The 20,235-nt window shown below is 53.8% G+C and carries 20 protein-coding genes and 1 CRISPR repeat array; of the genes, 9 read left to right on the top strand and 11 right to left on the bottom strand.

Going from position 1 to position 20,235, the window contains the following annotated elements:
• Nucleotides 1–70 precede the first annotated feature (70 nt).
• Nucleotides 71–487, bottom strand: coding sequence for a helix-turn-helix domain-containing protein (locus tag BUB06_RS04950; protein ID WP_039470404.1), 417 nt, complete (start codon nt 485–487; stop codon nt 71–73).
• Between the two features lie 236 nt (nt 488–723).
• Here BUB06_RS04950 and BUB06_RS04945 point away from each other — a divergent pair, with 236 nt between their 5' ends.
• Together BUB06_RS04945 and BUB06_RS04940 are read left to right on the top strand one after the other, a co-directional pair.
• Entirely contained in the window at nt 724–984 is a 261-nt protein-coding gene (locus BUB06_RS04945; RefSeq protein WP_010310024.1) for a type II toxin-antitoxin system RelE family toxin, read from the top strand.
• A 73-nt stretch (nt 985–1,057) separates the two neighbouring features.
• Entirely contained in the window at nt 1,058–1,429 is a 372-nt protein-coding gene (locus tag BUB06_RS04940) for a helix-turn-helix domain-containing protein (protein WP_039470403.1), read from the top strand.
• Nucleotides 1,430–1,445: 16 nt separating this feature from the next.
• A CRISPR array of direct repeats spans nt 1,446–2,206; the repeat unit is 29 nt; unit sequence CGGTTTATCCCCGCTGGCGCGGGGAACAC.
• 84 nt (nt 2,207–2,290) lie between these two features.
• On the opposite strand, the gene cas2e is transcribed toward BUB06_RS04940, so the two are convergent.
• From cas2e to casA, 7 genes are read right to left on the bottom strand one after another with little or no spacing between them, the layout of a single operon-like run.
• Nucleotides 2,291–2,584 (bottom strand): type I-E CRISPR-associated endoribonuclease Cas2e, encoded by a 294-nt coding sequence (gene cas2e / locus BUB06_RS04935; RefSeq protein ID WP_039470402.1) that lies wholly within the window; start codon nt 2,582–2,584, stop codon nt 2,291–2,293.
• A complete protein-coding gene (gene cas1e / locus BUB06_RS04930) occupies nt 2,585–3,502 on the bottom strand; it encodes a type I-E CRISPR-associated endonuclease Cas1e (RefSeq protein ID WP_010308688.1) in 918 nt (305 codons plus the stop codon).
• 27 nt (nt 3,503–3,529) lie between these two features.
• A complete protein-coding gene (cas6e, locus tag BUB06_RS04925; protein ID WP_039470401.1) occupies nt 3,530–4,177 on the bottom strand; it encodes a type I-E CRISPR-associated protein Cas6/Cse3/CasE in 648 nt (215 codons plus the stop codon).
• Entirely contained in the window at nt 4,177–4,911 is a 735-nt protein-coding gene (cas5e, locus tag BUB06_RS04920; protein ID WP_039470400.1) for a type I-E CRISPR-associated protein Cas5/CasD, read from the bottom strand. Before cas5e ends, cas6e begins: the two co-directional genes overlap by 1 nt.
• Before the next feature lie 9 nt (nt 4,912–4,920).
• On the bottom strand, nt 4,921–5,988 hold the full coding sequence (gene cas7e, locus BUB06_RS04915) for a type I-E CRISPR-associated protein Cas7/Cse4/CasC (protein ID WP_039470399.1): 1,068 nt from the start codon (nt 5,986–5,988) through the stop codon (nt 4,921–4,923).
• Nucleotides 5,989–5,991: 3 nt separating this feature from the next.
• The gene (gene casB, locus BUB06_RS04910; RefSeq protein ID WP_039470398.1) at nt 5,992–6,639 is read right to left on the bottom strand and encodes a type I-E CRISPR-associated protein Cse2/CasB; all 648 of its coding nucleotides are present in this window, start codon (nt 6,637–6,639) and stop codon (nt 5,992–5,994) included.
• The gene (casA, locus tag BUB06_RS04905; protein WP_039470397.1) at nt 6,623–8,191 is read right to left on the bottom strand and encodes a type I-E CRISPR-associated protein Cse1/CasA; all 1,569 of its coding nucleotides are present in this window, start codon (nt 8,189–8,191) and stop codon (nt 6,623–6,625) included. Before casA ends, casB begins: the two co-directional genes overlap by 17 nt.
• Nucleotides 8,192–8,804: 613 nt before the next feature.
• Here casA and BUB06_RS04900 point away from each other — a divergent pair.
• Together BUB06_RS04900 and BUB06_RS04895 are read left to right on the top strand one after the other, a co-directional pair.
• Nucleotides 8,805–9,167: a type II toxin-antitoxin system HigB family toxin gene (locus tag BUB06_RS04900; RefSeq protein ID WP_039470396.1), complete on the top strand. Its 363-nt coding sequence runs from the start codon at nt 8,805–8,807 to the stop codon at nt 9,165–9,167.
• A 3-nt stretch (nt 9,168–9,170) separates the two neighbouring features.
• Complete coding sequence (locus tag BUB06_RS04895) at nt 9,171–9,644, top strand: helix-turn-helix domain-containing protein (RefSeq protein WP_039470394.1); 474 nt, start codon at nt 9,171–9,173, stop codon at nt 9,642–9,644.
• Here the strand turns inward: BUB06_RS04895 and BUB06_RS04890 are convergent.
• From BUB06_RS04890 to BUB06_RS04880, 3 genes are all read right to left on the bottom strand, one after another.
• Entirely contained in the window at nt 9,634–12,351 is a 2,718-nt protein-coding gene (locus BUB06_RS04890; RefSeq protein ID WP_039470392.1) for a CRISPR-associated helicase/endonuclease Cas3, read from the bottom strand. The genes BUB06_RS04895 and BUB06_RS04890 overlap by 11 nt on opposite strands.
• A 31-nt stretch (nt 12,352–12,382) precedes the next feature.
• Nucleotides 12,383–12,934 (bottom strand): bactofilin family protein, encoded by a 552-nt coding sequence (locus BUB06_RS04885; RefSeq protein ID WP_039470391.1) that lies wholly within the window; start codon nt 12,932–12,934, stop codon nt 12,383–12,385.
• Nucleotides 12,935–13,103: 169 nt separating this feature from the next.
• Nucleotides 13,104–13,292 carry a hypothetical protein gene (locus tag BUB06_RS04880; RefSeq protein WP_039470389.1) on the bottom strand — a complete coding sequence of 63 codons (189 nt, stop codon included), beginning with the start codon at nt 13,290–13,292 and terminating at the stop codon, nt 13,104–13,106.
• 323 nt (nt 13,293–13,615) lie between these two features.
• Between BUB06_RS04880 and BUB06_RS04875 the strand changes: the two genes are divergently transcribed.
• The 5 genes from BUB06_RS04875 to BUB06_RS04855 all read left to right on the top strand — a co-directional run bounded on the left by BUB06_RS04875 (nt 13,616) and on the right by BUB06_RS04855 (nt 20,174).
• Nucleotides 13,616–14,539: an aminoimidazole riboside kinase gene (locus BUB06_RS04875; RefSeq protein WP_039470387.1), complete on the top strand. Its 924-nt coding sequence runs from the start codon at nt 13,616–13,618 to the stop codon at nt 14,537–14,539.
• A 199-nt stretch (nt 14,540–14,738) separates the two neighbouring features.
• Nucleotides 14,739–16,274, top strand: coding sequence for a carbohydrate porin (locus BUB06_RS04870; RefSeq protein ID WP_039470386.1), 1,536 nt, complete (start codon nt 14,739–14,741; stop codon nt 16,272–16,274).
• A gap of 70 nt (nt 16,275–16,344) precedes the next feature.
• Nucleotides 16,345–17,715, top strand: coding sequence for a sucrose-specific PTS transporter subunit IIBC (locus BUB06_RS04865; RefSeq protein WP_039470385.1), 1,371 nt, complete (start codon nt 16,345–16,347; stop codon nt 17,713–17,715).
• Nucleotides 17,715–19,124, top strand: a complete 1,410-nt coding sequence (locus BUB06_RS04860) for a glycoside hydrolase family 32 protein (protein WP_039470384.1) — start codon at nt 17,715–17,717, stop codon at nt 19,122–19,124. The genes BUB06_RS04865 and BUB06_RS04860 overlap by 1 nt, the downstream gene beginning before the upstream one ends.
• 30 nt (nt 19,125–19,154) lie before the next feature.
• A complete protein-coding gene (locus BUB06_RS04855) occupies nt 19,155–20,174 on the top strand; it encodes a LacI family DNA-binding transcriptional regulator (RefSeq protein WP_039470382.1) in 1,020 nt (339 codons plus the stop codon).
• The last annotated feature ends 61 nt before the right edge of the window (nt 20,175–20,235 follow it).

Below are 20,235 nucleotides of genomic sequence, written 5' to 3'. Positions count from 1 at the left end.
CGTCATACCGCTGTTTATTCCTTACGAGATGCATAATTCCGCTCTTAGCAAGAATTGCTGAACCGTCGCGTCAATCAACAAAAGCACTCACAGGAATATCGAATCGTTTAGCAAGCGCTCTCATGTGATCAAGCGTTAGAGTGCGCTCACCATTTAGAATGCGGGATACCAGTGACTTTTTACCGATCTCAGCTTCAAAATCACTCTGCGTTAGCTGGTACTGATCCATGAGGACGCGCAGTAAAGCGATACCAGCAGGCAGAGCTTTAACACGTTCGTTGAAGGCAGAAAACTCCGGTGCATCATCTTCGTATTTGTCAATTTTAGCAGTCAGCATATCGATTAGCGGACTATCAGGCTCACTCTCGATCAGGTATTCAGTGAGTTTCAGCGCATCCTCATAATCCTTACGAGAGGTGCTGCCTCCGAGGAATGGTACGATACTCGTCAGGTTGTTAGCGGCCTTGATGGCGTCTGCGTACATCATTCTTTATTCCTCCGGTAATACTCTGTCAGCCAGAACAGCTAATTCTTTAGCGATTCCCACGGATTAGGGTTTATCCCCGCTGGCGCGGGGAAGATTCGCATTGCCACGCATCACAGAATTGCGCAGCCACGGTTTATCCCTGAAGGCACAGCAAAACCATAAACAAAACATAAGAAAAATCGTTAAATTGTCTTATAATTAACTTATATCAGGGAAGGCTTTCGTTTGAGGGATTCATGACTAAGGTTAGTTGGTCAAAACGGGCATTAAAACAACTCGGCACAATTGACACCAGATATCGAAGACGAATCAAAGACAAAGTGGGCGAGCTTAGTACATTTCCAGATGTGAATCTGGATCTGAAAAAACTCGAATCGTCTGGCAAACGGTATCGTCTACGAGTTGGAGATTACCGCATTATCTTTGAGCTCATCAACGGCGAACCACAAGTGTGCGAGATACTTGAAGTCAAGCGAAGGACCACAACGACATATTGAGGAGGGAAGCGTATCCCTCTTTACACCACAACTGATTTTTACCCATCGCAAGAAAATGTTGGAGCAATACACTATGAGCATACAAGTCATTCGGGATAAAAGCGGTAAACCTGAATATGTTGTTGTTCCGTATGAGTTATACCAGAAACTTATCGCAAACGCTGATGAACCCGCCCTTTATGAGAGCATTCCCTACGCTCATAGCGAAGAGGATGATGTCTCCATTCCTCATGAAGTAGTGAGTATTCACATTGATCAAGACATCAGCTTACAGGCAGCCTGGCGAATTTTTAGGGGCCTCTCACAGCAAGAGGTTGCAACCGCACTTGGCATTACCCAAGCCGCCGTCTCTCAGCTTGAATCCCCAGATTCAAGACCGCAGAAACGCACCCGAAAAAAGCTAGCTAAGCTGTACAACTGTGAGCCAGAACAGCTAATTCTTTAGCGATTTCCACGGATTAGGGTTTATCCCCGCTAGCGCGGGGAATACACCAGCGCAAATAGTGTTTCCATCAATTTCCTCGGTTTATCCCCGCTGGCGCGGGGAACACTCCTACAAGTCCCTGTAATTTATTAGAACCACCGGTTTATCCCCGCTGGCGCGGGGAACACGAACGGCGAACTTGCAAAGGCGTAACCCATTCCGGTTTATCCCCGCTGGCGCGGGGAACACTGATGATGCGATAACGGAATCGTTACCAGTGGCGGTTTATCCCCGCTGGCGCGGGGAACACGAACAGCCGCTGATTAACGAAAAGTGGATGGACGGTTTATCCCCGCTGGCGCGGGGAACACATCAGAAATAACCACAGCCGGAACAGAGAGCGCGGTTTATCCCCGCTGGCGCGGGGAACACACATCAGTGGTCGAAATCTGTCCCTCATACGCCGGTTTATCCCCGCTGGCGCGGGGAACACTCATCTACCTGTTCATACGCCGGTAGCGGCTACGGTTTATCCCCGCTGGCGCGGGGAACACTTTTGCTTGTAGTTTGATGATTCCCGCTAGTTCGGTTTATCCCCGCTGGCGCGGGGAACACGCGATGTTGAATGCTGGCCAGAACTGGAGCGGCGGTTTATCCCCGCTGGCGCGGGGAACACGTCTGCCGGACAACCTGTCTGTCGGTGGCTCCCGGTTTATCCCCGCTGGCGCGGGGAACACGCACCATCCGCGCGATACGCCATGTCGTGGTGCGGTTTATCCCCGCTGGCGCGGGGAACACTCTAAAAGTAGAGAGTTGTTTTATAACACTTTTTTCGGCATAAAAAATTCTACCGATTTTTCCATGTTGTTAAAGATCGCTAACTTATTGATTTTCAATAGGTGAAAAAGAGACTAACCGCAGGCCATCCAGATCTACCGGCATTCGGCGGTTTTCGCCCCTGGTTTGGAACTCAAAGCCGGATTCCGTATTCGTCGCCCACGCCATCACCACGTTGCCCTGTTCTGCCAGTTCGATAATCTGCTGCCAGACCATTTCTCTCACCCGCTGTGAGGTATCACCGACATACACTCCCGCGCGGACTTCCAGTAGCCACACCGCCAGCCTGCCGCGCAAACGCGGCGGGACATTTTCCGTCACAACCACCAGCATGCTCATTTAACCCTGCCCCCGGTGGCCGCTATCACCAAACGGTTTCGGTTCTGGAATTGCAGGCGGCTGTGCATCGTCCGGCGGTAGCGGCGGCGTAATGCCACCCGCAGACAAGACATCCTCAATCAAGGGAATCAGTTTGCTCAGCGTTTTCTGGCTGCGGAAAATATCACGACAGGCAAGCCGAACTTCACGATCCGGCTCGGCAGGGTTGCGGGCTGCAATTTCAAAAGCTTTCGCCACCACCCCCTCGAATTTGATGATGTCGGCAATGTCGTAGACAAAAGAAAGCGGTTTGCCGCTGTGGACAAACCCGATTGCTGGCGCATAGCCCGCCGCCAGCACGGCCGCTTCCGTAATACCGTACAGGCAGGACGTTGCCGCGCTAATGCACTGGTTGACCTTGTCGCCTCGTTCCCAGTCTTTTGGATCGTAACGTCGGCCATTCCATTTCACGCCATACTGCTGCGCCAACAGCGTATACGTTTGGCGCACGCGAGCACCTTCAATTCCCCTGAGCTGATCGACCGAACGGCGGCTCGGCGCAGGTTCACCAAAGCGTAGCTCAAACATTTTGCGCACCACTTTCAGGCGCAATTCCTCATCCAACGCCAGCTTGGCCTGATAGAGCAATTTATCCGACCGCGCACCACCGGGCTGGCCAGACGCATACAGCCGTACACCCGCTTCGCCGACCCATACCAGCAGCGTCCCGACCGTTGCAGCTAGCCGCACAGCCGCATGAGAAACCCGCGTACCCGGCTCCAGCATGATGCAGGCAACCGACCCCACGGGAATATGCGTTCGCACGCCGGTTTTATCCACCAGCACAAACGCACCGTCAATGACATCAATCTGCCCGTATTGCAGAAAGATGAGTGAAACCCGATCCTTCAGCGGGATCGGGTTAAGCGGAACATACATCGTCAACTCTCCCTGTAACGGGGCAGGCTACGCCCGTTTCAGCAGCAGCAGGCCGCACCCCAATGCTTTGCTTTTTCCTAACCCTTGTCGGGCAGCCGTCGCAAAGCGTTCAGCATCCGTAATGTGAAGCACGCCGTCATAATCCACGCTGCTGAACATAATCACCGCCGACTGGCCGGGCTTATTCAGGCGGTGGCGCTGATAGCCATCGACCCGACACGACGACACCGCAAAGCCCGCGTTTTCCCCCTGACGCACCAGCCAGTCATGAGCACGCTGCTGTTGGTGCCGCCACAGTTCTACGCCAGATAGCCCGGCAACTTTCGCCTGATGACGCGCATCCATCAGCACATCGCTCCGCTTGCCGTCTCGCGTGACCACCGGATTAGCACGTAGCGAAAATGCTAGCGTCATGCCGTTATGCCACTGCGGTTGATAGGGCTTGGTTTCCACCTGAAACAGATTGTGACCCGCCTGCGGTGCCTTTTCAGAAAGCAGGTAAAACAGGCTTTTGGTTTCATGCGCCTCTTCGCGGAACAGGAACGAACGCTGAAGCTGTTCAGGGAAAAGCTGCCAGAGCCATTGGTGGCTGGCATAGCCCCCTGCATGCAGCCGCTTTTCCGCCATCACACGCGGCAACGCATTGAGTTGCAGCGTTATTCTGGAAAAATACATTATTCATCTCCCTTTTCACTGCCGACATATTGCACGCGGGAGGTGAACTGCCAGCGCCGTCGATCGGCGGGCTGATCGTTTCGTGAGACCCGATATTGCTCCGTTAGCCCTGTGTCGGTTTCCTGCTCCCAGTAGCACACGCCCTCGGCACGGCCGATCATCTCTAACGCGAGATCGTTCAGCGCAGGCGTCTGCTTTGCTAACTGCCACACCTCAGCCAACGTGCCAGCAAACAGGTGCGGCGCCAACGGCAGCGCAGGCGGACAGCTTTTACGCCCGAAATAAAGCGTAAACACCGGTGATAACAGTGCATCCCGCAGCGCACTTAACGAGTAAGGTGCATCCGGTGTGGCGCTAATGGCGATGTGGTAATAGGCATCACAGCGGTATTCGCGTGAGGTCAGCATGGTTTCGAGCGATTGCCCTGCCTCCGGCCGTAATTCATCACGCCTTGTGTAGCGCGGCACCTTGCGGTTTTCTTTCGGCATCTGCACCGTGTGGTAGTCATTCAACCAGGTTTCACGATCGGAAAGCGGCCGCACCGCAACATGGTAATGTTGGTTAAAAACCGTCAGCGCGGCTCGCTCGTCACGCCGGATCCCTAGCGCCGCCGCCAACAGCCCCAGCAGCGCCGAACGGCTGGGTACCGTCGAGGTGTGGCGCACCTCACCGACCGCCACTTCCCCCCACGACATTAGCGGGGCGTAGACCTGGAAGACCAGATAGTTATCCATAGCGCGCTCCTACTGGCTGATGAAATCCAGTAACCCTTGCAGCGAACCGCCCTCGCTGTCAGCTTCCACGTTCAGCTCATAGGAAGGAACGCCGCCCGCAGAGGCGTACACCCGGTCAAATTTGGTTTTTTGTTTACGCAACAGATCGATGGCGTCATTGACCTGATCGTCACTACGAATAGGTTTGAAAAACGCGACCGACAAGGTACGCGGCTGATCGGTGCTCTTTTCTGCCAACGCATAGGTTGCCAGCGCCCGACTGGCAAAGCTGTTCTGCTTGCCGCCCGGCGATACGGTCAGCACCGTTTCCGTCAGCGCACGCAGGGTACGCGCCACCAGCGCTTCATCATTATTCAGATTTTCCAGCAGCAGATCGCGGTTAATGCAGACATAGTGATAGAACAGCGCCGAAGCAAAGCTCTGTTCGCCCATATGCGCCGATCCGCTGTCGGCTGACGTATTCAGATCATCCACCGCCGTGAAAAAGTCATCTTCGATGGTGACAGCACTCACGCCCAGCGCGTGTGCCACCTGACAGGCTGCTTCGACATTGAATTCCGGTTCGGCGGCCAGCATCCGGCCAAACAGCGCGATATCGACGCTGGCGGCATCCTTACGCAGCAGTTTTAGTTCTTCGCTATTCGGCTTACGCGATTCTGCAATCAGGCGAGCAACCAGTTGATCGATCAACGCCCTTTCCCGCACGCTGAAATGAGCGAGCTGTTCGATATCATATTTTTCCAGCGGATCTTTACTGCCTTTTTCTTCTTTCTTCGGTTTACCGAACTGTTCAGCAATGCTCTTCGCCGCTTCATCGGCCAGCTTTTCACTCATACCGCCCGCAATCAACGTATTGTAGATGTCGCGCCCAATGCGACGACTGCGGGTGCCGATATGGCCGTCCATTGCGGACTCAAACACCTCAGAGGTACGCCATGCACGTTTCAGGCTTTGCGAGGACACTCGCAAACGCTCGACGCCGCCGACGATTGCGGTTTTAGGACGACCTGCATCATCACGGTTCAGGTTAGAAGACGGATAAGCAGTTAAAAAATGAAGCTGGATAAAAGTGGTCATCAGTTATTCCTTGTCTGAAGCTGTCGTTGACGTTTCTGTCGTTAACATTGCTGTCGTGTCTGGCTCATCGGCGGTGATGTTTTGTGACGCCTGCGCATACTCGCACGCCCAGCGCACGGCGTTGCGTCGTAAAGGATGAAGCGTCGGCGCACGGTTTTCCTGCCGTGCCTGCCACTCATCCACCCACAGGAAAATACCATCCGCCAGCGAAGGGAGGTTTACACCTGCCTCACCGCGTATTTGCACCGCGCGGAAAAGTTGGCGATGCAGTTCTTCCGGCGTTTGCGCCCGCTGTAGCCGTTCAAAACGCAAAGGGGAAAGAAAAGGACGATCGCCACCCTGCTTTTCACCTAGCTGGGCAGCGAAGCTGGTCTTCAACATGTTTTTCGTCGCATGTGCCGCGACAGAAACAAAAATCGCCAGCGCCACGATGTGGTGTTCCTTTTCCAGCCGCGCGGTGAGCTTTCCCGCCAAATCGTGATATCCCTGACAGGTCAACACGCCAAAAGGCGGTGTGGCGCGGCGCAACTCTGCCCGGCGCGCACGACCATTGCCCGCAGCGCTGTGGCGATTTTGTAGCGCCTCGAACCAGTCACTAATCTTTTTTGCGTCATCCTTGTTGATGACCAAAAAATCAGCCGTGTTTGCCATCCACTGCCTCCTGCATTTGTTTAATGGTTTCTGCTGCTTTTTGCTTATAGAAAAACGCACTCAGCTTTTTCCGCGTCCCCGCTGCCTTAACCAGATCGCGATGTTCGTCTGGGTTGCTAAACACGCGGGCATCGTAGTTCTCCAACAGGTAGCGATAGAGTGCCTTTTGCCACGTTTTCAGCGCCGTAGCGGGGGCATCGCCCTGAGCCAGAGACCGACAGAGCCGCATAAAACCGGGCTGCGTTTCCTGCCAGAACGCAATATCAATGGCGCTGAAATCTCCTTTTGCGTCCTTAGGGCGCGAAAACCAGGCTTCCTTAGTCATCTGACGCAGCAGCGTGGCACTGTCCCGCGCCAGTTCTACCGCCAGTTGCAAATGATCTTTATATTCACGCAACGCTAGGGGATCATCACGAAAACGGGCAGAAGCAAACAACTGCGGAACATGGTGCTCATACCAGCAGCGCGCCTTCATGTTGTCCATATCGTAGCCAAAGCACCACAGCCCAGACTCTCTACGCAGTTCATCTCGTCGGGCATTGTGGTGTACGACCGTGGCGGGAAAGGTGCTATTAAGCTTATCTTCCCCCTGAACCAGCAGCCCCAGCCAGTCACGGTACGCCAGCCCGCCCGGCTGCCCTTTCACCGACAGAAAAGGGGCATCGCCTTTCAGCGCATGACGATAGGGAGTGAGCGGGTGCCGCCAACTGTCGTACTGGATGCCATAGTTTTTGGTGCGATACTGCGTGAGCAGCGTGGTCGATTCCGTACCGCACAGATCGCATTCACCCGTCTGTAGCGTGGTGAAATCCAGCTCAATGCGGCGCGGCATGCCCCAATAGGCTTGCAGCCGATGCGCATTTTCCGGCGTCACGGGTGGGTGAGCGCCATCGCTGGTCTGCGTATCCGCTAACCACGGGAACACCGTGGCATCGGGTTTACCCTTGGGCATCACCTCTTGCGTCACCACGTTCATCCAGAGTTTTTTCCACAGCGGCAGACTGGTATCTTCCGGCATCAGCAGCGTGGTGATCGGCCCACCGCCGCGCATCCCCGTGCGATGCCCCACACCGCCTGCTGGAGAATTGGTTTGCAGTGTGAACAGCGCCATTGCCGCACAGTGCAGGCACACCGCGTTGACCGTACCGCGCTTGATGAAGTGATCTTTGTTCAGCTTGAGTGTATTGCCGCCAGGGGCATCAATCAGCAGGCCGGAAATGGGCGTCGGATCGCTGTCGAGCGTGGCAAAATCCTGCATAAATGCGGGTTTCTGTACGCCAAACTGCATCGCCGATGCCAGCGTGGCTAACGCCTGCGGAAAATCTTCACCCAGCCCTTCCTCCCAAATTTCACTCCAGTCATCGTCATCAGCGGGCGCATAGGCGGTTTGCAGCAGGCCGATAAGAAGCTGATAGCCCGCCCCCTGCAAATCGGCACGCGGCCAGGCAAGATCGATAATATTGTCGTCGGAGAGCTGCTGCGGGGAAATGTTACCCATCCGACCATCCGAAAAAACGGCGGGTAACCAAGGTTCTTCAATCAATGAAAACATCGTACCTCCTGTGTACGCCGCATCCCTGCGGCAAGCCGATTACGGCTGGTTCTACAGTCTCTTTTTTAACGCATTCAGCCCGCGACGCCAGAGAGATGGCTCACGTTTGTGGCTGAGGATACTGCTGTACTCGCACTCGTTTGCTGTATGTCAAAGTAGTGAATGTTTCGTGCGCAGCTATTTCACTATTCTTAAGCCACTTCATCGCACGAAACCAGCATATTCCTTGCAAATAACTAACCGATAAACACCCCAATTACGGCACTGCTCGCAAAAGCCCCTATTCGTGCGATAAGAGTAGAAACTCCCATTTGCCTGCTTCCGACGTCTGGCGATATAGTTGCTTCGCTGCCGCAAGATCGGCTTCCGAGGGTGAGAATCCGAATGACTTCAAAGCGATAACGGGAACGCTACGCATGGCGTCAGCCAATCGTTAAGCGATTGTCAGACTCACTCAGCAAGCACTATTTAATTGGCACAAAACACAGGGAATAGCAGAAAAAGATCTTCCGCAACAAGGGATATTTTGTATGTTAACAGCGCGCTCTGTGAGGTACCGAATACGCCGTATTTTTGCAATTATCGCAATTTGCGATATTATTAGGGAGCAAGAATGAGAGTCATCTCAGCCAAGGCCATCACCGATGCGATGAAAAAGCATGCGAAATGGAAAGTTGGTTTGAAGTTATGGCTGGATGTTTTTGACAAGCCATCGCTGCGGTTTGAGTCCTACGAACAGTTATGTCATGTATGGCGAAATACATCTTGCTGGAATGTCGATCGCATACCTTTCGCATTGCTAGAAAACGAAAGCCGCAAAGGACCACTTGATATATATGCATTTGATATTAATGGTAAAAATTGCAGAATCATAGCATGGTTAAACCCTAATACGGGTTCTTTGTATGTGAAAGACGTGTGCTCTCACGCAGAGTACGATAAGTGGTGGAAAGCTCAAACGAAGACAAAAAGGTGAATTATGCGAAATACATCTCTGGGTTCTAACAGTTCTGTAGGAATCAGTGGGCTCATCGAAAATTTACCTCTTCTACTTCAGGAAGCCTCTGAGCAGCTTAACAGCCTGTCTGTTTTACTCTCTGCCTGTATGGAACCTATTGAAGACGATAATGATCTTCAGGAAAGAATGGAGTGCATCAATCAACTTTACCTCTATTCCTCTGATGTCAATGATATTCCAGCCACTTTTGCAGAGCTCATCGCGGACAGAGTCTATGAATATGAAAAGAAACACCGAGATGTGCCCCACGTCAGTCAGGCTGAAGCCTTAGCTTTTTTTATTGAAGAAAGAGGGCTGAAACAGTCAGATTTAAAGCAAATTGCAACGCAAAGCGTCATCTCTGACATTATTAACGGTAAGCGAACCATGACATTACAGCAAGTTAAGGATTTTTCTCGCTACTTTAATGTGCCTGTTGAGACATTTATTGACTGAGCATCAACCCTACCTGCTTACTATAAAACGCGTGGGTTTCACCCCGATTCAGCAGCAGCACTTCGGCCTGTGGGCGGTGTAATTGCTGCCGAAACTGTTCCAGCGCGTCACCTTCCAGTATCGGTAATCCAGTTTTACGCTTCTGCCACCAGCTTAACCGAACCTGCACGCGGCTTTGCTCCCAGCCGAAGGTTTCGGACGCAGCGTACGGCTGCGGGAGTTCGCCATCATTTTCCGGTTTCCATGACAGATACAGATCCAGCGTTTCCTCTCCTATGCGGGTGGAGATATCCACCGCATCGCTCCAGCCAGAGTCGCTGGATTGAGCACAGTAACCGTGTACAAACGCCAACGATGACTGACCCGCCACTGAACGCTGGCCATATCGTTCTCCCAGAACCTTGTTGGCTATCGCTTCCAAGGCCGGAGGCACCGCGATCTGTTCTTCATACACGCTGTTGATCAGCTGTCGCGCCGCTTCCGGCATTTTTATCGCGCCGTGTTCGCGTAATATCGCCTGCGTGCGCCACAACGCGGCATGATCGGGGTAAACGTAGCCGCTGTTGCGTAGTTCATCGCCCAGCCAGTCGGCTCCTGCTTCCGGCTGCCAGACCGGTGCCATAATGTGCAGCACCGCCGCCGGGCGCTCATCCGTTAGCGGTGCAGTGTCCATTTCAGTTTTACGACGCCCGTCGAGAAACCGGATATGCCGCTGTAGCCGCCCTGCACGCTGAATCAGCAGATCGATCGGCGCAAGGTCGCTAATCATGTTATCAACATCAATATCCAGCGATTGCTCGACAACCTGCGTGGCAATCAGCACCTTGCCAGCACGCTGCTCCGGCGTACTGTCTTTGCCAAACCACGTCAGCGCCTGTTCCTCAATCGCCATGCGATCGCAAAAGGCGAAACGACTATGGAACAGCAACATATTTTCCTCTGCAATACCCGCCTCAATGAGCTGGCGATACACGGCAATGGCGTCATCCACCGTATTCCTGATCCAACAGATCGATTGCCCCGCCGCCACGGCAGCTTTCACACGTTCAATGCCCTGCAACCGTTCCATCAACCAGCCAATCTTGACCTCGCGTCGCACTTCCGCCCGTGTATCCAACCGCGCTTCCAGCAGACACTCACGCGTTAACTGCGTCATCCACGGATAATCCGCGTCGGGATTGAGCTGTACAGCTTCACACGCAATCCCCTGCGCGAACGCCCACGTCAGCTTTTCTCGCAGATTAAGCGGCAGCGTCGCGGTGAGGATAATCACGCTACCACCCTGCTGTGCATGGAAGCCAATCAACAGTTCGATCAGCTTGCTCATATAGGCGTCATACGCGTGCACTTCATCCAGAATCAGCAGCTTGTTCTGTAGCCCCAACACCCGTAACGACTGGTGGCGAAATGGCATCACCGCCATCAGCGCCTGATCGAGCGTCCCCACGCCGATATCCGCCAGCAGCGCTTTCTTGCGCGAGTCCGCAAACCAGATGTCGCAGTCTTTGCTGGCGGCGTTTTCCTTCTTGTCGTACTGCGCCTGCCCCTGACTGTCGCCTTCCCACAGCGATTGCATAAAGGCTGACGACATATGCCGCGCTCCGTGCGCCAGCATCAGCGAAGGGCTGTGCTCTGGTGAATATAATGCGTGGTAGGCCTTGGCAAGCCGCAGATACATCGCATTCGCCGTCGCCATCGTCGGCAGGCCGACATAAATACCGCTCGCTTTTTGCTGCGCCATCAGCCGATGCGCCAGTACCATCGCCGCTTCTGTTTTCCCCGCGCCGGTCACGTCTTCTAAAATGAAAAGCTGCGGCCCGTCAGCAGAAATATCAGCCTCCAGCGCCTGCTGTTGCAGCGGCGTTGGGCGTTGGATAAACGGAAAGAGCTGTTGGATAGAATGGAAAGGAGCAGGAGACGGGGTTCGTGGCAAACGCGAGATGACCTTTTCTGCCGTCGGCAGCGCGTGTTCACGCCAGTAGGTTTCAAGCGGCATCGGCGTGCTGCAATAGCGAAAATCCTGCTGGCGCGAGCCCAGCCAATCCGCCAGCACGGTCAAGCCAGCCAGCGCCCAGCTTTGCTGCTTCAGCCTGTTTCGCCAGCCTTTATCAGCGAAACAGGCAGGGAACGCAGACGCGTTGGGAAAACACGTTTCCAGATCATGCAGGTAATGTTCTACCGCCAGATAGTCATCACGATGAAAAGCCAGACTGCCTTTGCATTCCGCCGCCGGTTTGCCGTGGTGCCCGGTAACAATGTTCAGCCAGATCTCCAGCGTATTTTTCACCACCGAAGTGGGCTTTTTCGTCCCTAAAGGAAATAAATTGGGAATGTCACCACGCATCGTCCATAGCCAGAAGCCCAGATCGTCATGCCTGTCCCTCCCAGACTGCCCCGAATGCTGGACTAACGGGGAATCAGGGTTGGCATATTTGCTCTGAAAACCACGAGCAAACTTTCCAATATCGTGCCAGGCCAGAAAATACGCAAACCATGCGGCGACATCATCATCGCCAAATACCAGTTCACGCAGCACATGATTAGCCTGAAAATAGTTTTCCTTTAATAAAAAATAACCGCAGGCCGCCACATCCAAACCGTGATAAGGCAGCAGATGATAATCATCCCCCTCCAGCGCATCCGCGGCTCTTTTTGCTTTTCCCCAATACTGGAAATAGCGCCGGTCGATGATGTCTTCCTTGTGCATGGGCGTTACCTGTCAGAATGACCTTACGACCTCACGCCGTTGGCGCATTGCTCGTTAGCGCGACGACGTTCTCTTGCTCTGCGGGGGTTTTGCTGGTTTTCTCTTTTTTCTTTTCCACGTAGGTCAGTTTTTCCTGGCTCTGCGTTGGCGGGGTCAGCGGGTGGGATTGGCCAGTGAAGACGCCGCCTTTTTCGATGGAGAGCTCATCGGTGAAAATGTCGCCGAATACTTTTCCCTGCGCCAGAATGGCTACGACGCTGGCGGCAATGCGTCCTTCAACGCGACCGTTGATGACGATCTGCTGCGATTTCATTTCGCCGTTTACCTGACCGGTGTGCTCCACCTTAATCGTGTTATCACACTGCACATCACCTTCTACCCGGCCTTCCACGGTAATGTTGCCATCCACAGCCAGAGAGCCCGTAATACGTGCGCCCTGAGAAATGAAGGTATCTTTTTTCACGCGCACAGGGTTCACTGAATTAATCAACTCGTTCGATGGACTGATAGAGGGAGAGCTGTTTATTTCACTGCGCTCTTGCGGTTCTTTTGCGTCTTTTTTGTTTTTATCGAATGAAAACATCGTGTTATTCCTTTTAACAGTATAGAAAAATGCGATCGTGGCACTTGCGGCGAGTACGGCAGCCACTCCCTGACCGTAATATCGAAGGGGAAATTCGCTATAAATATCAATAAGCCAGGCGATAACCAATAAAGCCCATATCGCCCATATTCCCCAAAGCAGGTTGTAATTACGCACGATCGGAACGCCGATTAAATTCAATTTCCAGGGTGGAAATATCAGGAATAGTAATACGAAGTGTTTTACGTCCTCCTTCCAGATAGCGTATGTCGATCTGAACATCAGCACTATCGCCGACGTGCTGTTTAACCACGGTCTTTAATTCATCCAACATGTTATCCAAGATTTTATGAGCCATGCCCTTCTCTCCTTCTTGGTATCTTCCTTGGTGACAGTCACGCTGTACTGCCAAACGACATAGAGAGTATCGGGCAAGAATGTATTTTATTTAGCCCGCGATTTCAAAAACCCGCTCTCGTTCACTTTCCTTTCTTTACACGACTATGTCAAAAAAACATGATTATCCAAACACTTAATATATTCCTGTAACTAACTGCCTCTCCCTCTGCTTATTTCCTCGTTGTAGGTAATTACGCAGACATTTTCATAATGACGTTGCGTAGCTAAACCGATTCTTCTATTTTAGCAAACAGTCTAATTATCATTGATAAGAGTAACGTTATGGCAAACAGAATTTGGGTCATGGGCGACGCGGTTGTCGATCTCATCTCGGAAGATACGGAACGCTATCTGAAATGCCCTGGCGGCGCGCCAGCCAATGTTGCGGTCGGCATTGCCAGACTGGGGGGAAACAGTGCCTTTGTTGGTCGCGTCGGCGACGATGTTTTTGGCCATTTTCTAAAAGCGGTTCTGGAACAGGAAAGCGTCGATACCCGCTACATGGCACACGACAGGCTCCACCGAACCTCAACCGTGGTCGTGAGCCTCGATGAAACAGGGGAGCGCACCTTCACGTTTATGGTGCGCCCGAGTGCCGATCTGTTTTTACAGTCGGAAGACCTGCCGGTGTTCAACCAGAGAGAATGGCTGCACCTCTGCTCAATTGCACTCTCGCAGGAGCCCTCACGCAGTACCGCATTTGAAGCAATGAGGCAGGTGAAAGCCGCACAGGGAAGGGTCAGCTTCGACCCGAATATCCGTGACGATCTCTGGCAAAGCGAGGAGGAACTGCGCGACTGTCTGACACAAGCGCTGATGCTGGCCGACGTGGTGAAACTATCGCGTGAAGAACTGGCCTTTCTCTGTTCCACACCGGATGTTGAAGCAGGGATTCAGCAGTTTATGCAGCGCTACCCTACCCAACTCTTGCTGGTGACGCTGGGTAGCGAAGGCGTCTGGCTGCACGATCGCCACCAGCTACGACACTTTGCCGCGCCGTTGGTGACGCCCGTCGATACTACCGGTGCGGGCGATGCTTTCGTCGCCGGTTTGCTGCACGGTCTGGCGCAGTATGACGACCTGTCACAGCCGCCTAGCTGGGACCCGATTATCGCGCAGGCGCAGCGGTGCGGTGCGCTGGCCACCACGGCAAAAGGCGCGATGACCGCACTCCCCTATGCGCAGCAGCTGCACGCCCTCCCGTAAACAAGCACTAAAGCCCTTCGCTTAATACGGTTACCGCCCGGTTTTGTAGTCAGGATCACAGTTACAGAATCGGGTGAGTGAAATTTCTTGCTAACCCTTCTGCTGGCTTTTATTTTCCTCATGAAAAACCGGTTTAGCAATTTAGCTAAACATGAGAAATCAAAAAACAATAAATCTCCTTCACGACGAGAACGAAAAAATGAAACCAAGCCACCTTGCTGTGACGATAGGATTATTACTCTTCTCCCCGTTTTATGTTTCCGCTGCCAACACCGACAGTATCGAAGCGCGCCTGAACGCCATGGAACAGCGTTTGCAACAGGCTGAAGCCCGTGCCCAGGCCGCCGAGGCCAGAGCCGACGCCGCTGAAAAACAAACCCAGCAGCTCGCCACCCGCACTACGCAAACTGAACAGAAAACTCAGCAGGTGGAACAGCGCACGACGGCGTTGGCCAAGCAGAAATCGTTCGCCGATGGATTTGAATTCCATGGCTATGCGCGTTCTGGCCTGTCGATCAATGATTCCGCCACCAGTTCCAAAACCGATATCGGGCCGGGCATGTCCCCAGCCGGTCAGACTGGCGGACATATTGGTCGTTTAGGCAATGAAGACGACACCTACGTCGAGATCAAACTGGAGCACAAACAGAAGCTGGATAACGGCGCAACCACCCGCTTCAAGGTGATGATGGCAGACGGCCAGCGCAGCTATAACGACTGGACAGCGGCCACCAGCGACCTGAACATCCGTGAAGCCTTCGTCGAGCTGGGTTCACTGCCAACCTTCACCGGTGCCTTTAAGGACACCACGCTGTGGGCGGGTAAACGTTTCGATCGCGATAACTTCGATATTCACTGGCTGGACAGCGACGTAGTCTTCCTCGCAGGCACCGGCGGCGGGATCTACGACGTGAAATGGGCGGATAGCGCCAAGAGTAACTTCTCGCTGTATGGCCGCAGCCTCGGCGAAATTACCTCGCTGGATAACGACATCAAAAACTACGTCTTCACTGCCAACAACTACGCCGGGCCATTCCAGTTCATGCTGAGCGGGTTAACCGCGAAGAACAACGATGTCAAAGAAAACACCGGTACCAGCCGCGATAACCTCGCCGTCACCAATACCAATGCAGGCGACAAAGGCTATCACGCGATGGTGGCTTACCACGGCGACAGCTTCTACGGCTTACGCGACGGGACATCGAAAACCGCGATCCTTTACGGCCACGGTCTGGGCGGCGAAGTGAAGAACATCGGCTCCGATGGCAATCTGACCAACGATGCCAACACCTGGCGCTTTGCGACCTACGGTACGACAGCGCTGAACAAAACCTGGAGCTTCGCACCGTCCATTCTGGCGCAAACCAGCAAAGACCGTTACGTCAGCGGCGATAGCTACGAATGGGTCACCTTTAATGCGCGTCTGATTCAGGAAATCACCGAAAACTTTGCACTGGCCTATGAAGGCAGCTATCAATACATGGACCTCGATCCGCGCGGCTATCGGAGCCTGAATCAGGTTAGCGGCGGCTTCTATAAGCTGACCTTTGCACCAACGTTCAAGGTCGGCGATATCGGTAACTTCTTTAGCCGCCCTGAACTGCGCGTGTTTGCCAGCTACATGGACTGGGATAAGCGACTGGATAACTACTCCAGTGAAGATACCTTTGGCTCCACCGGCTTTAAAGCAGGCGGCGAATGGAACTTCGGTATCCAGATGGAAACCTGGTTCTGATAATTGGCCAGCCTTAGCGTCGGTTACACTGTGACCGACGCTGAAGAAACCGCATATATAGAGGAATAACATGGATATCAACGCTACTGCCGCCGCGCTAATCCCCCTTCTCGGCGGGAAAGAAAATATCGCCAGCGCTGCCCACTGTGCGACTCGCCTGCGTCTGGTGCTGAATGACGACAGTCTGGCTGACAAGAAAGCGATCGAGAACGTCGACGGCGTGAAAGGCTGCTTCCAGAATGCCGGGCAAATGCAGATCATTTTCGGCACCGGGCTGGTTAACAAGGTGTATGCCGAGTTCATCAAAGCGGCAGGCATCAGTGAATCAAGCAAATCCGAAGCCGCCTCGATTGCCGCGAAAAAGCTGAACCCGCTTCAACGTCTGGCACGCCTGCTCTCGAACATCTTCGTCCCTATCATGCCGGCAATTATCGCATCCGGTCTGTTGATGGGGCTGCTCGGCATGATCAAGACCTACGGCTGGGTCGATTCCAGCAGCGCGATCTTCGTCATGCTGGATATGTTCAGCTCCGCTGCATTTATTATACTACCTGTCCTGATCGGTTTTACCGCCGCACGGGAATTCGGCGGTAACCCTTATCTGGGCGCGACGCTGGGCGGCATCCTGACTCACCCAGCGTTGACCAACGCCTGGGGCGTCGCCGGGGGCTTCCAGACCATGCATTTCTTCGGCATGGACATCGCCATGATCGGCTATCAAGGCACCGTGTTTCCAGTCCTGCTCGCCGTCTGGTTTATGAGCATCGTGGAAAAGCGCCTGCGTAAAATCGTACCGGACGCGCTGGATATCATCGTCACGCCGTTCCTGACGGTCATCATTTCCGGCTTTGTCGCCATGCTGCTCATCGGGCCTGCTGGGCGTGCGCTGGGCGATGGCATTTCCTTGGTTCTCAGTACGTTGATTGCTCACGCTGGCTGGTTGGCTGGTTTGCTGTTCGGCGGCCTCTACTCCGTCATCGTGATCACTGGCGTCCATCACAGCTTCCATGCCATTGAAGCCGGACTGCTTGGCAACCCGAATATCGGCGTCAACTTCCTGCTGCCAATTTGGGCAATGGCGAACGTGGCGCAGGGCGGCGCATGTCTGGCGGTATACTTCAAAACGCGTGATGCCAAAACCCGAGCGATTGCCGTTCCTGCCGGGCTTTCTTGTCTGCTGGGCATCACGGAAGCCGCGATATTTGGTATCAACCTGCGCTTCATTAAACCGTTCCTGGCAGCACTGGCAGGCGGTGCGCTCGGTGGCGCGTGGGTGGTCTTCAATCACGTCAATATGACGGCCGTCGGGCTAACCGGTTTTCCGGGGTTGGCTATTGTGCAAGGGGGATCGATGCTTAACTACCTGATCGGGATGTTAATTGCGTTCGGCGCCGCCTTTATCCTTTCCTTACTGCTGAAATATAAAACGGATAGCGAATAATGAAGGAAGTCCACTTACTAAAGCGCATGGCGCACGCCCTGATGTCAGGCCATTCACGGAAACAGGAAGACCCGTATCGTCCGGAATGGCATCTGTCCCCGAGCGTTGGTCTGCTTAACGATCCGAATGGATTCATTCATCACAACGGGCGTTACCATCTGTTTTATCAGTGGAATCCTTTGTCTTGTGCCCACGGAGCGAAATTCTGGGGGCACTGGAGTTCCGTCGATCTGGTGAACTGGATGCATGAACCCGTCGCGCTGGTGCCGAGCGAAAGCTATGAAAGCCACGGCTGTTATTCAGGCTCTGCGGTAGTGGATCAGGGGGCGATCATGCTGATCTACACCGGTAACGTGAAATACGATGACGGTTCGCGTACCGCATTTCAGTGTCTCGCCCGTGAGAATCCTAACGGTGAATATGACAAGCTGGGAGCAGTTCTGACGCTCCCAGACGGCTATACCGGACACGTTCGCGATCCCAAAGTGTGGCGTCAGGACGACCACTGGTACATGGTGCTCGGCGCACAGGACCTCGATCTACAAGGTAAAGTGCTGCTCTACCGTTCTGCCGATCTGCTGGCGTGGGAGAAGATCGGCGAGATCGCCGGTTCCCGTCTGGGTGGACTCGGTGATTTTGGCTACATGTGGGAGTGCCCGGACCTGTTCCCATTGGATGGCAAAGACGTCCTGATTTGTTGCCCGCAGGGGGTTCCCGCCGAAGAGGAACGCTACCTGAATACCTTTCAGGCGGGCTATTTCATTGGCTCACTCAATTACGAAAACGGCACGTACCCACATCAGGATTTCCACGAACTGGATCTCGGCTTCGAGTTTTACGCGCCGCAAACCACGCTGAGTGAAGACGGACGACGCCTGCTGTTCGGTTGGATGTCGATTCCTGACGACAATGAATTTTTTGAACCCACGATCGAACAGGGCTGGATCCATACCATGACCTGTCCGCGTGAACTCACGCTGCATGGCGATCGCGTTTATCAGCGTCCTGCGCGCGAACTGCAACAACTGCGCAGGCAGCATTACACTTGGCATGGTGCCGCAGACTATGCGTCTCCACTTCATGCTAGCAGCGCAGAAATTCTCATCACCGTGCAGGGGGAATTCCAGTTCAACCTCGCCTCCCAGTTGGTTCTCTGTTGGGATGGTGAGCGCGTGACGCTGAGCCGACGTAACCGTCGCACCGGCGAGCCCGAGCATCGCTACTGGCGTGGTGACCTGAGCCAATTGCAGATCCTGTGCGATCGCTCCAGCGTTGAAATTTTTATCAACGACGGCGAAGCCGTGATGTCTGCACGCTATTTCCCGGAAAGCGAGGCAACCATGACATTCAGCGGCTCTGGGCGATTAACGCTACAGCACTGGCTGTTAGCGCCATGCGTGATAGAATAACTTTCCTTTTTTCTGATAGCAGACCTCGCGGTGAAACCGACTAAACGCATAACAATCAGTGACATCGCCGCGCTGGCCGGTGTATCAAAATCCACCGCTAGTCTGGTGCTTAACGGACGCAGCAAAGAGTTTCGCGTTTCTGATGAAACCCGCGACCGCATTTTAGCCGTCGCGCATGAACAACGTTATCAGCCCAGTATTCACGCCCGTTCGCTGCGTTCCTCACGCAGCAACACGTTGGGGCTGGTGGTGCCAGAAATGACCAACTACGGCTTTGCCGTGATTTCCCGCGAGTTGGAAATGCTGTGCCGTGAAGCGGGGCTACAACTGCTGATTGCCTGCACCGACGAAAACGCCAGTCAGGAGATGATGGCGGTCAACAGTCTGGTACAGCGTCAGGTCGATGGCCTGATTGTCGCTTCCAGCCTGTTAAGCGATGTCGAATATCAGAAAATTAATCAGCAGTTGCCCGTCGTACAGTTTGACCGGGTCATTGGTGACTCCACACTGCCGATGGTCATTTCCGAAGCGGTAGAATCCACGGCAGAAATGGTCGAGCGTATCGCCCGCCAGCATCGTGATGAGTTCTATTTCCTTGGCGGCCAGCCGCGAATTTCCCCGACTCGCCACCGTCTGGAAGGCTTCCAGCTTGGACTAACGCGCGCAGGTATCGACTGCAAGCCAGAGTGGATCATTCACGGCAGCTATCACCCCAGCGCGGGTTATGAAATGTTTGCTCAGCTGTGTGCAACGCTGGGTCGTCCGCCAAAAGCGCTGTTTGTTGCCGCCTGTGGCCTGATGGAAGGCGTGCTGCGTTATATGAACCAGCATAACCTGATGGAAAGCGGCATTCGACTGTGCTGCTTTGACGATCACTATCTGTTTGATTGCTTACCGCTGAAGATCGATACCGTGGCGCAGGATTGTGAGAATCTGGCGCGCAGCAGCTTTGAAATGATTACGAGTTTGATTGCACAACAGCCGCTTGAAGAAGACCGACGCTATATCCCGACGCGTATTCACTGGCGTCATCCTGACTCGCGGGCGTAGACCAACGCCCAAAGCGCCCTGCCATCATCTGGACGTAAATCTACAGACGTAAAAAAAGGAA

This window comes from Pectobacterium carotovorum (assembly GCF_900129615.1).
Lineage (GTDB): Bacteria > Pseudomonadota > Gammaproteobacteria > Enterobacterales > Enterobacteriaceae > Pectobacterium > Pectobacterium carotovorum.
The sequence above is the reverse complement of the archived record's forward strand: the minus strand, read 5'-3'. Positions and strand labels throughout refer to the sequence as shown.